Annotated in this window: 10 protein-coding genes; 3 read left to right on the plus strand and 7 right to left on the minus strand. The window is 61.5% G+C overall.

Features of this window, described 5'->3' with window-relative positions; genetic code table 11:
- Positions 1 to 3: 3 nt before the first annotated feature.
- The 7 genes from Q0601_RS03160 to Q0601_RS03190 form a co-directional block, all read right to left on the minus strand.
- Positions 4 to 1,386: an MmgE/PrpD family protein gene (locus Q0601_RS03160; protein WP_305287046.1), complete on the minus strand. Its 1,383-nt coding sequence runs from the start codon at positions 1,384 to 1,386 to the stop codon at positions 4 to 6.
- A gap of 47 nt (positions 1,387 to 1,433) precedes the next feature.
- Positions 1,434 to 2,936, minus strand: a complete 1,503-nt coding sequence (locus Q0601_RS03165) for a tripartite tricarboxylate transporter permease (RefSeq protein ID WP_305287048.1) — start codon at positions 2,934 to 2,936, stop codon at positions 1,434 to 1,436.
- A gap of 54 nt (positions 2,937 to 2,990) precedes the next feature.
- Positions 2,991 to 3,482: a tripartite tricarboxylate transporter TctB family protein gene (locus tag Q0601_RS03170; RefSeq protein WP_305287049.1), complete on the minus strand. Its 492-nt coding sequence runs from the start codon at positions 3,480 to 3,482 to the stop codon at positions 2,991 to 2,993.
- Positions 3,483 to 3,502: 20 nt separating this feature from the next.
- Positions 3,503 to 4,459 (minus strand): tripartite tricarboxylate transporter substrate binding protein, encoded by a 957-nt coding sequence (locus Q0601_RS03175; RefSeq protein WP_305287051.1) that lies wholly within the window; start codon positions 4,457 to 4,459, stop codon positions 3,503 to 3,505.
- Positions 4,460 to 4,537: 78 nt separating this feature from the next.
- Complete coding sequence (locus Q0601_RS03180; RefSeq protein ID WP_305287053.1) at positions 4,538 to 5,311, minus strand: SDR family oxidoreductase; 774 nt, start codon at positions 5,309 to 5,311, stop codon at positions 4,538 to 4,540.
- Between the two features lie 86 nt (positions 5,312 to 5,397).
- Positions 5,398 to 6,489, minus strand: coding sequence for an AbrB family transcriptional regulator (locus Q0601_RS03185; protein ID WP_305287055.1), 1,092 nt, complete (start codon positions 6,487 to 6,489; stop codon positions 5,398 to 5,400).
- Between the two features lie 4 nt (positions 6,490 to 6,493).
- On the minus strand, positions 6,494 to 7,927 hold the full coding sequence (locus Q0601_RS03190; RefSeq protein ID WP_305287057.1) for an MmgE/PrpD family protein: 1,434 nt from the start codon (positions 7,925 to 7,927) through the stop codon (positions 6,494 to 6,496).
- A gap of 124 nt (positions 7,928 to 8,051) precedes the next feature.
- Here Q0601_RS03190 and Q0601_RS03195 point away from each other — a divergent pair, with 124 nt between their 5' ends.
- From Q0601_RS03195 to tcuB, 3 genes are all read left to right on the plus strand, one after another.
- Positions 8,052 to 9,425, plus strand: coding sequence for an MmgE/PrpD family protein (locus Q0601_RS03195; protein ID WP_305287059.1), 1,374 nt, complete (start codon positions 8,052 to 8,054; stop codon positions 9,423 to 9,425).
- A 139-nt stretch (positions 9,426 to 9,564) separates the two neighbouring features.
- Entirely contained in the window at positions 9,565 to 10,992 is a 1,428-nt protein-coding gene (gene tcuA / locus Q0601_RS03200; RefSeq protein ID WP_305287060.1) for an FAD-dependent tricarballylate dehydrogenase TcuA, read from the plus strand.
- Positions 10,982 to 12,055, plus strand: coding sequence for a tricarballylate utilization 4Fe-4S protein TcuB (gene tcuB, locus Q0601_RS03205; protein ID WP_305287062.1), 1,074 nt, complete (start codon positions 10,982 to 10,984; stop codon positions 12,053 to 12,055). The genes tcuA and tcuB overlap by 11 nt, the downstream gene beginning before the upstream one ends.
- The last annotated feature ends 57 nt before the right edge of the window (positions 12,056 to 12,112 follow it).

Genomic DNA, 12,112 nt, shown 5'->3' on the forward strand with positions numbered 1-12,112 from the left:
GCTCTAGCCCCGGAAACCCGCCAATGCAGACAGATCCGGCGCCTCGAACAGCCCGCCTGCATAATCGCGCAACTGACGGCTGAGTCCGGGTGACCAGCCGCCATAGCTGCAATTGGCATCGAATTTGGCGTGGATCTCCTCCAGCGACAGGCGCTCGCGCATACCGCCGCGCAGATGCGGCTGGCTGGCCTTGAGGACCCGGCCATCGTCCAGCGTGACGATGACGGTTCCGGTGTAATTGTGGGGATATTCGTCTTTCGGATCGATCTCGTAGCCGATCTTCGCCGCCAGCGCCAAAAGCGCCGGGTCGGTGATCCGTGTATCGGTGAACTGGTTCAGACCCGCCGCCTGATCCATAAGCCCGACCGCAACGCCATAGGGAACGCTGAATTTGGCGGAATAGGGGGTCGAGGGCTTGCGTTTCTCGGACAGCGGTTCCCACAGACGATGCACGGTACCCTCGCCCACGCGGCAGGTGATATTAGCGATCCGCTCAATCGGTACGCCCTCGCGCGCAAGACGGATGGCGCAGTCGATGAAAGGTTGCACCATGGTGCCGCAGGCATAGGGCTTGAAGGCGATATTGCCGATATTCCAAAGACTGCCCAGTTCCTTTGTCAGTTTCGAAAAATCCGGCGGGATGGATTTGGCACTGAAGGCGAAATAGAATCCGTGCTCGCCCTCGAATACGGTCCGTGGCCCCGTGAAGCCGCTTCGCGCCAGCAGTGCCGCCCGGATACCGCTTTGTGCCGCCCAGCCGGGATGGACCCGCTTGGTCCAGGTGCCTTCCGCCAGATATTCGATAATGCCCGAGGCAAAGCTGCCCGCCACGCCCAGCGCATTGGTGATCTGCTGGCGATTCATCCCCAGCGTGGCGGCAACCCCTGCCGCAGCAGCCATCGCGCCGGCCACCGCCGTAGGATGGAACCCGGCGCGGTGTTGGGTGGTGGGGGCTACGATCGCCATGCGGCACATCAGTTCTCCACCGACCAAAATGCCGCGCAGCACATCCTTACCCGAGGCGCCGAACTGCTCGGCCGCGGCAAGAACCGCCGGTATCATCACCGCGCTGGTGTGCATGGGCGAGCCTTCGAACGTATCGTCGTAATCCTCGCCATGAGATGCGGTGCCATTGATCAGTGCGGCACCTGCCATATCGAAACCGCCGGTCTGGCCGAAGGCAGTGCAATTCCCGCGACCATCCCAACTGTCGATAATGGCCCGGACGTAATCCTGATGCCGAGCCGCAACGCAGAGACCTACATGGTCGATCAGTGCCTCGATCGCCCGAGCCTTCACCCCGTCGGGAACCTGATCCAGATTAAGTCCTGCGGCCCAGCTGGCAAATATCTCCGCGATGGCGCAATCTCTGTTTGGCGTAGGCATATGTTTTTCCATTATATTTCTCGTATGATCAAAGAGCGCCGGTCATTTCAGCCGTGCATATCCTGCGGTTTGCGGGCCTTGCGGACCTCGGCATAGGCGGCAAGACCGATGATAAGCGCGGCACAGCAAAGCAGACCAAGACTCAGTGGATTCTGCAGGAAGACGATATGATCGCCATTGGTCAGCAGCAGAGACCGACGATAGCTCGACTCGATCATATATCCCAGCACGATACCCAGGATCAGCGGCAGGACCGGGAACTCCAGTCGGCGCATCACATAGCCCACGACCCCGGCCACCAGCACGATCCAGAAGTCGAACAGGCTCTGATTGATCGAATAGATGCCGGACAGGACCACCATCATGATACAGGCAGTCAGATAGGGTTTCGGACGGTTCACCAGCCAGATGCAGGGCGTCAGCACCAGCATGCCAAGGATCAGCATGAAGATATTCGCCATGAACAGACCGCCGAACAGCCCATAGACCAAATCCGGCCGATTGCTCAGAAGCATCGGGCCGGGCTGGATGCCGTGGATCAGCAACCCGCCCAGCAGAATCGCCATCGAGTTCGATCCAGGGATGCCAAAGCTCAGCGTCGGGATCAGTGCCGAAGAAGTCACGGCGTTATTTGCGGCCTCGGGCGCCACTACGCCTTCTTCGGAACCGTGGCCGAATTTCTCGGGTGTCTTGGACCAGCGCTTCGCCTCGTTATAGGACAGGAAGGCCGCAACCGTGCCGCCGGCGCCGGGGATCGGACCCTCGATGATGCCAAGGCCGGTGCCGATGGTCTGCGCGCGGCGCAGTTCCCACATCTTGCGCAGGCCGGGCAAGCGCATCCTGGTGACGGTGTTCTTGATGACACCCCCTGCGCCGTCATCGGGAGTGGCGACCTTGTTCATCAATTCGGCCACGGCAAAAACACCAAGCATCACGAAGATATAGTCGATTCCGCCCAGCAGATCCGGCTCGCCAAAGGTAAAGCGCGGGGCGCCGGACAGCGGATCGGTGCCGACCATGGCCAGCATCAACCCGATAACCCCCATGATCAGCCCTTTGATCAGCGATCCTTCGGAAAGCGCTGCAATGATGCTAAGCCCCAGAAAGGCCAGCGCAAAATACGCAGGCGGGGTGAAGTAAAGCGCAACCATCGCCAAAGGTTTGGTCAGAAAAACCAGACAGATAAGCCCGACAAGCCCCGCGATCGTGCCCGCGACCAGAGACAGGCCCAGAGCCTCGCCGCCCCGGCCCTGCTGGTGCAGGGTGTAGCCGTCGATGACGGTGGCGGCGGCGGCATTGGTTCCGGGCGTACGGATCAGGATCGCGGGGATCGAGCCGCCATATTCCGCACCGATATAAACCGATGTGAGCATGATGATCGCTGCCAGCGGCGACATGTCGAAAGTGAAGGGCAGCACAAGCGCCATTGCAATCGAAGGCGAAAGCCCCGGCAGCGCCCCGCCCAGAATGCCCCAGAGGACACCGCCGGCCGCCGACAGAACGATTGTCGGCGTGGTTAGCGCCGTGAGTGCGTAGCTCAGTCCATCCATGGTGATTATCCGGTAATTCAGGGGTTACTTCATGTCTCGGGCGCCGGATCTTCCTCAGAAGAGCCGGGGCCAGAAACCGGAGGGCAGCGGGATACCGAGAATGCGCGTGAATATGAGATAATAGACCACGCCACCGATCACCGCGAAGACCAGCATCCGCAATGATGGTTTCAGGCCGGCATAGAACGACACCCCGCCCAACATCAGCATGGAGCTAAGCATGTAGCCCAGATGTGGCAGCAGCAGGATATAAAACCCGCCAAGGACAATCAGACCCATCGCGCGGGCATGCTGGTGCCAATTGGTCGGTTCGTCACCTTCCTTGACGGGATCGGCTGGAGCCGCAAGCTTGCCGGCCCTCATCTGGAAGAAGGTCTGGGTGGCAAGGGCAAGCGACAACACACCAAGCGCTACCGCAAGAAGCTTGGGCATACCATCCGCGCCGACACCCCCTGCAAGGCGGCTGACCGAAATTTGGTCAGCCCCCAGCCAATAGGCTACCGCAAGCAGGAAAAGCAAGCAGGAGACAATGAATGTAGCTCGCATCGATCCGCTGGCCTCCGGTTTCAGTTGATGTCGAATTTTTCAAAGAATTCGGTCTGCGAAGCCACGAATTCTTCCCGGGCTGCATTGGCGTCGTCATGGCCGAGATAGCCGTATTGAACGCCCTCCTGTTCGTACCATTCCTTGAACTCGGGATCGGCCATCATCTCTTGCACACCTTCTTCCCAGGCGGTGATCACTTCCGGCGGCAGATCCTTGGGACCAACGATGCCGCGGAACTTGGCGACCACCAGATCAACGCCCTGCTCCTGAGCGGTGGGTACATCATCGAAGCCCGGCACGCGCTCTTCGGTATAGGTGGCGATCACGCGCATCGCATCGGCATCAAGCTGGCCACGCATTTCGGCGATCTCGCCAATGCCCACCGCCGCCGTTCCGTTGAGAACCGACATCAGCACATCCCCGCCGCCATCATGAGTCAGAGTAACCAGCTGCGTGTCTGTAATGGCCTGAAACTCTTCCATAACCTGACGATCAAGCGAACTTGGTGTCGATACGGCAGCCACGACGGCGCCCGGACTGGCCTGCGCGTCCTCGATGATATCCTGCAGGTTCTGATAGGGGCTGTCGGATTTTACGAAGACGGTCTGCGGATCGTAAAACATGTTCACGATCGGATCGAGCTGGTCATAACCCACCTCGGGTTTGCTGAGCAGCGAGGTGATGATGTAACTGGGTGTCGAACCATAGAAGACGCTGCCATCCTTGGGGGCCGCTGCCACCTCGGCCATAGCTTTCGCGCCACCGCCACCGGTCACGTTTTCGACGACGAAATTCACGTCCATGATCGGCCCCAACGTAGTCGCGATCTTGCGCAGGAACACATCGGTCCCGCCGCCCGGGCTGGAATGGGTAATCAGCCTGACGGTCGAAACCGGATATTCCGCCATGGCCGGTACTGCACCGATGCCCAGAGCGGTGATGGCTCCGACGATTGCGCCTATGGATTTACGCTTCATTTCTTCCTCCTTGCTGATGCCCTCCGGGTCTCCTCCCATGGGCATGATTTTATTCTGCGCTCCTTCGCAGCCGGCCCGTCAGGTCAGAAACAGGCCGCCATTCACATGAATTGTCTGTCCGGTCACAAAATCACCGGCCGGGCCGCAAAGTGTCAGGATCATTGCGGCGACGTCCTCGGGGGCGCCTTCACGCGGTACGATCGGGCTGGCGCCGCCAGGCAGGCTGACGGTATTGCCCGAGGTGCCGGATCGCTTGCCGCCGATCTTGCCCGGCGCCACGCAATTGACGGTAATGCCGTGGCCTGCGAACTCGACAGCGGCGGCACGGGTCAGCCCCTCCAGCCCGGCCTTGGCCGCCGCGACATGGGCGCGTTCGATTGCACCCGTGTGGGCACTGACCCCGCCGATATTGATGATGCGGCCATGACCACGCCTGACCATACCGGGCAGCGCCGCGCGGCTGCAGAGAAAGGCGCCTTCAAGGATTACCGATTGAATCTCGCGCCATTCTGCAAGCATCATGTCGATCAATGCGGCCTCGCGCCGGATCGCGGCATTATTCACGAGAATGTCGAGACGGCCCATTCTCGCCTCGATCTCGGCCAGCATACCGGCCACCGCGATCTCGTCCGTCACATCCGCCAGATGGGTCATTGCCCGTACGCCAAGCGCCTCGACCGCATGGCAGGTATCCTCTGCCTCCTGCTGGGAGTTGCGCGCATTGATGACGATATCCGCGCCGGCACCGGCCAACGCCAACGCCGTGGCCCGACCGATCCGACGCACACCGCCGGTAACAAGAGCGACTTGACCCAAGAGCGGCCGGGAACCGGCTACAGTGACTGCGCTCATACTGATTTCCTCCCCTTCCGGCAGAGGTCAACGAGGAACCTTCGCACGGATTGCATACTCATGTATCCAATTTATATCCAGTTTGGCTAGCCTTTTTTTTGTGGCAATCCGACGCGATCGCAGATTTTCTCGGTCAATTTGAAGATGCCCAAGCGCCGGAATAGCCGAAAAAACTGTAAACAGTAAGCATTTACAATGAAAGAGCGCACGAAGTGAAAAGCGGTCACAAGAACCACATTCAGTTGCAAAATTTTTGCTGTCAGGGCCATTTCGGCCATGCCGCCGGGTGAAGCGGCGAGAATCGCCGTGGCGACAGGAAGGCCCGTAAGCTGGTGCATGCCCAGCGCATAACAGGCAAGCAACCCGCTCATCAGCAGAATGAACAGCGGCGCGATGAGCAGCATTCGTCCGGCTCCGATCAGGTTCCTGCGCTTGAACCGGGCGCCGATGGTGATGCCGATCATATACTGGCCCGCGATGAAGGGCAGATGGGGGGCCCGTCCCTGCACCAGATCGAAGCCCGCCAGCAGACCGGCGCCCAATAGCCCGCCAATCATCCAGGGGTTATTCGCCCGCATCAGCTTGACCAGAAACACCGCAAGACCCGAGACCACCAGCACACACAGGAATGCCGAGGCGGTCAGCACCGGCGGTTCGATCCCTGTGATGCTTTTCCCGACCGCCGCGAAATGCAGCAGCAGCACCGGCAATAACGAGACCAGTATCGCCACGCGCAATGCCTGCGCCACCGTCACGAATTCGGATGTCGCACCTTCTTGTTCGCCCATGCGGGCCATCTCGGACAGGCCGCCGGGGGTCAGGGCGAAAAACCCGGTCGCCAGATTGACCCGCGCAAGCCGCGCAAAAGGCGACGCCAGCAGACCGGTCAGCATTATCGCGACCAGCGCACCAAGGATCATGACTGAAAACCATTCGATCAGCATGCGGATCGCGGCGGGCGTCATGGTCAGACCGATGGCAGAACCCACGATCAGCTGGCCAATCTTGCGGCCGGGCTGCATCTCAAGAATGCCAATACCCGAAAAGGCCGCTGCGGCCGTCACCGCCATCGGGGCCAGAACCCAGGCCAGCGGCAAGCCCAGCAGCGCGGCAGCCCAGCCCCCAAGCGCCGCGACAAGACAAACGGCTACGCCGCTTGCCGGATTTCCCGACGCCATGGCGTCACACTCCACCCCCTCCGCCGGGGCCAGGTGCCGCCAGCAGCGCGAACAGTTCGGCCGCATCGTCGAGCCGGTCGATTTCCCGGCCCAGTTCAAGGATACGTGTCGCTGCCGCATCCCCCAATACCGGCGCGGCATTGGCAAGGAATTTGGCGTCCAGAGCCGTGTCGGTCATGGCATTTCCGACCGTGCCGGTCGCATGGGCAACGACATGGCTCACACTGTTGCCATCGAGCAGAACCGCCTCGGCCCTTGCCTGATCCCGGGCCAGCGCCTTATCGGTTTCGACCCGGATCTTGGCAACAAATTCCCGCACATCTGCCGCCGTGGCCCGATCATTGGCGAATTGCGTAATCCCGCCCGCCTGATCAAGAAAGGAAACCGTCGCCGCGTGGCTGATGCTGAACTTGGATTTCAGCCCGGTCTCGGGCGAGACAACTCCGGTGATGCGCAGGGCGGCCGGGTTGACGGTCAGCACCACTTCCCGCACATGCGCCGGATCACCCACCTTGTCGCGCAGACCGATCATCGCATCCATGGCCGGATGCAGCACCACCCCGCAGGCATAGGGCTTGAACCCATTGGCAAGGATCTCCCATCGCTGACCCAGCCCGTCGACCAAGGCTTCGGGTGCGGATTTCGCGCTGTAGATACGGATAAAGCCGCGCTTGCCTTCAAGGCTTTCGGTCGAGCCATCAAAGCCATTCGCGGCAAGCTGCGCGGCAAGCAGGCCATTTGCCGCCGCTTTTCCGGCATGAAAGGATTTCGCCATCGTGCCCCGGTTCTGCTGCATGCCCGATGCCTGCGTCGCCGCCAACGCAATGGCATGGGTGGTCATGGGACCATCCAGCCCCAGCACCCGCGCCACCGCCACGGCAGCGCCGATCGTGCCCAGCGTGCCGGTCAGATGCCAGCCGCCATCGTGATGCAGCACCGCCGCCTGCCCGGTTCGCACCGCAGCGTCGAAAGCCAAAACATAGCTTAGCACCAGATCCGCCCCGCTGAACCGCACATTGGCCCGCGTCGCCAGCAGTGCGGACAAGACGGGCGAACTGCAATGCAGGATCACCCCACCCATATGCGTATCGTCGAAATCAAGCACATGGCCCGCCGTGCCGTTGAACAGTGCCGCATCGCGTGGCGCAAGTCCCGATGACCGGCCGATCGCTACCGCCTTGCCCGGCGTCGCCGCGCTCAAGGTGCGATAGACAATCCCCGGACCCGGCTGCCCGCTGCCCGCGATGGCGCAGCCCAGCCAATCGATGATTCCGCGCCGCGCCGCAGCAACGACATTGGAGGGCAGGTCCGAAAAGCGCGTGGAGGCCACATGATCCGCGAGCCGCCGGGTCAGCCCCAACCCCAATGCGGCCGCGCCATAGCTGTTCCCGGCAGTCTCTTTGGATATCCCTTGTTCTGCCATGGTCCGTCCCGTCATGCTCCCCTCCTCCTGAAGATGCCCGGCCTCGGGGCTTCCAAATTGCGGGCAGAAAACCTGTAAGTTGAAGCTGGACAATTGTATACGTGTGGATACAATAATGACATTACTCAGGAAGCCACTCATGATGCAAGATCAGATTTCACCCATGACCAAGGTCCTCGCGGACTATATCGCCAAGGCTGCCAGCCGCGAATTGCCGCAGGATGTGGCCGCGAAAGCGGTGGATCATGTGATGGATTCCGTCGCGGCGATCCTGTCCGGCTCGCGATTGCAGGCGGGCGAACTTGCCATTGCTTATGCCGCAGCGCAGGGTGCCGGCGAAAGCGGGGTGGCGGCAGTGCTGGGCACCGGGCTGCGCGCGCCGGTTTCACTGGCCGCGCTGGTCAATGGTTTCAGTGCCCATGCCGACGAAACCGACGATTCACATCTGGGCGGGCGGTTTCATCCCGGCTGCGCCATTGTACCCGCCGCGCTGGCCGCGGCCGAGGCAAATGGGTCCAGCGGTGCCGAATTCCTCAGGGCTGTGGCGCTGGGCTATGACATCGGCGCGCGGGCGGTGATGGCCTTGGGCCACGCGCGCCCCGATACGGCGAAGCATTCCAGCCACAGCATCGGTCCGTTATTCGGCTCTGCCGCTGCGGCCGCCAGCCTCTATCGCCTTTCGCCCCGGCAGGTGCGCCATGCGTTGTCCTATACCGTACAGCAATGTTCCGGCGTGCCGTTCTGGCAGCGCGACCCCGATCATATCGAGAAAGCCTTCGATTTTGCAGGCATGGGTGCGCGCAATGGCGTAACGGCGGCAAGTCTTGCGGCGGCGGGATTCACCGGTATCGATGATCCCTTCAGCGGACGGCATAACTACTTTTCAGCCTTTGCCGAGCACGCCGCCCCCGAAAGGCTGATCGAGGGTCTGGGCGATCGTTTCGAGATCATGAATGCCACGACCAAGAAATGGTGCGTGGGCTCGCCCATTCAGGCAATGCTGGACGCCGTTGAGATCCTGATCGCCTGTGATGATCCGCAGGTGGCGGCGATAGAATCCGTAACGATCATCATGCCCGATGACCGGATCCATATCGTCAACAACCGCCAGATGCCCGCCACCTGCGCGCAGCATCTGGTGGCCATCGCATTGATTGACCGCTTCGTGACCTTTGCCTCCAGCCATGATGTGGACCGGATGGCCGACCCGGAGGTGCTGGCCCTGCGGCAGAAGATCACGCTTCTGCCCAGCGCCGAATTGACCGCGGCGAAACCCGCACGGCAGGCGATTGTGGAAATCGTCATGGCGGATGGCCGCCACCTGCGCCACCACGCCTCGGCCGTCCGCGGCACGCCGGATAATCCCATGAATGCCGCCGAATTGCGCAGCAAGGCCGGTGAGCTGATCACGCCGGTAATCGGGGCGCGAACCGAAGCCCTGCTTGATGCACTGGCCGGTCTGGCCGGGGCGCCCTCTATCACGCCGATCATCGAGCTCGCCACCCGGCCCTGACGCCGATCCCGAAAACTGGTCAGAGGGTGGGTTTTCCTGTTGCTCATTATTGTATACACCAGTATCCAATATTGGTCAGCACATTCGGCAACTCTGCGGGAAGCCGCCCTCTACAGGATGAAACGGAAAGAAAGACCTGATGTTTTGCAGCAAGCGACGCGCCCGCCAGTTAGATCCGCCGGACAGCATCCTTTGGGATGTTGTAATCGCGGGCGGCGGCAATGCCGCGCTATGCGCTGCCATCACGGCGGCAGAGGCGGGGGCGCGGGTCATCATCCTCGAAGGCGCGCCAAAGCCCTATCGCGGCGGCAACAGCCGCCATACCCGCAACTTCCGCTGCATGCATGAAGGCCCGTTATCGGTGCTGACCGACGCCTATCTGGAAGAAGAATATTACAACGACCTTCTGCTGGTCACCAAAGGCAAGACCGACGAGCATCTGGCGCGTCTGGTTATCCGGGGCTCGCAGGAATGTCTGCCCTGGATGGAGGCGCATGGAGTGCGGTTCCAGCCCTCGCTTTCGGGAACGCTGTCGCTGTCGCGGACCAATGCCTTCTTTCTGGGCGGCGGCAAGTCTCTGGTGAACGCCTATTATAACACTGCCGAGGGTCTGGGGGTGACGGTGGTTTACGACGCTCAGGTGCAGCATGTGCATCTGGAGGGCGACCGGTTCACCCATATGGAGGTTTCGGTCGCAGGCGGCCCTGTGCAGCGGTTCCGGGGCAAAGCCGCGGTGCTTGCCTCGGGCGGGTTCCAGTCGGATATCGACTGGCTGATCCGGGCCTGGGGACCGGCGGCGGCGAATTTCCTGATCCGCGGCACACCCTATAATCGCGGCGTGGTGCTGCGCGACATGCTCGAACAGGGCTGTCAGTCAGTCGGCGATCCCACCCAATGCCACGCCGTGGCCATAGATGGGCGGGCGCCGAAATTTGACGGCGGAATCTGCACCCGGCTCGACTGCGTACCCTTCTCCATCGTGGTGAATCGCGATTGCGTAAGGTTCTACGATGAAGGCGAGGATACATGGCCCAAACGCTATGCGATCTGGGGTCGCCTTGTGGCTGCGCAGCCCGATCAGGTGGGCTATGCGATCATCGATGCGAAGTCCATCGATCTGTTCATGCCGTCGGTTTTTCCCGCCATGCGCGCCGATACGATAGAGGAACTGGGCGTGAAACTGGGTCTCGACGGGCAGCGCCTGAGCCGGACGGTCGCGGAATTCAACGCCGCCTGCCGCCCGGGCAGCTTCCATCCGACCGAGCTGGACGGACTGACGACCCAGCGGCTCGATCCACCCAAAACCAACTGGGCCCGCCCGATCGAGAAGCCCCCATTCTACGGATATCAGCTGCGCACCGGGGTGACGTTCACCTATCTGGGGCTGAAAGTCTCGGATCGTGCGCGGGTGCAGATGCCCGACGGCTCGCTGACCAATGTCTGGTCGGCAGGAGAGATGATCGCGGGGTCCATCCTTGGCCAGGGCTATCTGGCCGGTTTCGGCATGACGATCGGAACCGTGTTCGGCCGCATCGCCGGTCAGGAGGCCGCCGCCCATGTCGCATGAGACCAACGCCCTGCTCCAGGAGGCCCGCCGTCAGCTGGAGATCTGCAATGCCTGCCGCTATTGCGAGGGGTTCTGTTCCGTCTTCCCAGAGATGACCCGGCATAAGCTTTTCGCCGATGGCGATATCAGCCATATGGCGAATCTTTGTCATAATTGCCGGGGCTGCTATTATTCCTGCCAGTACAGCCCACCCCATGAATTCCAGCTTAACCTGCCCGCCGCGCTGGCCGAGGTGCGGCAGGACAGTTGGGAAGCGCTGGTCTGGCCGCAGCCGCTGGCCCGCGCCTTTCACAAGCGCGGCGTGATGATCATGGCGTTGCTGGTGGTCGCGACGATGGCAATGCTTTGGCTGGTGATCAACCTGCGCTCCGAGGGGGGGACGGGCTTCTATGCCTATATGGCGCATAACCTGATGGTAGCCATCTTCTTGCCCGCCTTCCTTCTGCCGCTGATATCCGTGGCGGTAGGTCTGCGGCGATACTGGCGATTGACCGGTGGCAAGGCAGTGGTGCTGGCCGATCTGAAGGGCGCCTTCGCTTCGGTCGCCAGAATGAAGAATCTGGCGGGCGGCCATGGCGAGGGCTGCAATTTCGAACGCGAGGACCGCTATTCCAATGCCCGCCGGTTCGCCCATCAGGCGGTCATGTACGGCTTCCTGCTGTGTTTCGCCTCGACCTCGGTCGCCACGCTGATGCATTACCTTTTGGCCATGCCCGCCCCCTATCCGTTGTTCAGCCCGCCAAAGCTTCTGGGTCTTTCAGGCGGGGTATTGATGGTGCTGGGCACGGGCGAGATGATACGGTTGAAACTGAAAAGCGATCCCGGTCTCGGGTCACGGCGGGTCTGGGGCGGCGAAATGGCCTTTATCCTGCTGCTGGGCCTGACGGCGGCCACCGGGCTTGTACTTTATACCGCCAGCGGCACGGCGGCGGTGGCTCTGCTGCTGCCTTTGCATCTGGGCACCGTGCTGACCCTATTCCTGCTGATGCCGTTTTCCAAGATGGTCCACGGGTTCTTCCGCCTTTCGGCCCTGATCATCGACGAACAGAAGAAGCGCGCCTGAAGGCAAAGCGAATTCCACGGCCTCATGGAAGGCTTTACCCTGCTTTCATGAAGCCTT

Source organism: Paracoccus wurundjeri (assembly GCF_030678915.1).
Taxonomy (GTDB): Bacteria; Pseudomonadota; Alphaproteobacteria; order Rhodobacterales; family Rhodobacteraceae; genus Paracoccus; species Paracoccus onubensis_A.

Coding starts and splice junctions, on each gene's coding strand:
- tcuB (WP_305287062.1), top strand. CDS start 10,982: ATGTCGCATGAGACCAACGCCCTGCTCCAGGAGGCCCGCCGTCAGCTG.
- Q0601_RS03190 (WP_305287057.1), bottom strand. CDS start 7,927: ATGACGGGACGGACCATGGCAGAACAAGGGATATCCAAAGAGACTGCC.
- Q0601_RS03195 (WP_305287059.1), top strand. CDS start 8,052: ATGATGCAAGATCAGATTTCACCCATGACCAAGGTCCTCGCGGACTAT.
- Q0601_RS03165 (WP_305287048.1), bottom strand. CDS start 2,936: ATGGATGGACTGAGCTACGCACTCACGGCGCTAACCACGCCGACAATC.
- Q0601_RS03180 (WP_305287053.1), bottom strand. CDS start 5,311: ATGAGCGCAGTCACTGTAGCCGGTTCCCGGCCGCTCTTGGGTCAAGTC.
- Q0601_RS03175 (WP_305287051.1), bottom strand. CDS start 4,459: ATGAAGCGTAAATCCATAGGCGCAATCGTCGGAGCCATCACCGCTCTG.
- Q0601_RS03160 (WP_305287046.1), bottom strand. CDS start 1,386: ATGCCTACGCCAAACAGAGATTGCGCCATCGCGGAGATATTTGCCAGC.
- Q0601_RS03170 (WP_305287049.1), bottom strand. CDS start 3,482: ATGCGAGCTACATTCATTGTCTCCTGCTTGCTTTTCCTGCTTGCGGTA.
- Q0601_RS03185 (WP_305287055.1), bottom strand. CDS start 6,489: ATGGCGTCGGGAAATCCGGCAAGCGGCGTAGCCGTTTGTCTTGTCGCG.
- tcuA (WP_305287060.1), top strand. CDS start 9,565: ATGTTTTGCAGCAAGCGACGCGCCCGCCAGTTAGATCCGCCGGACAGC.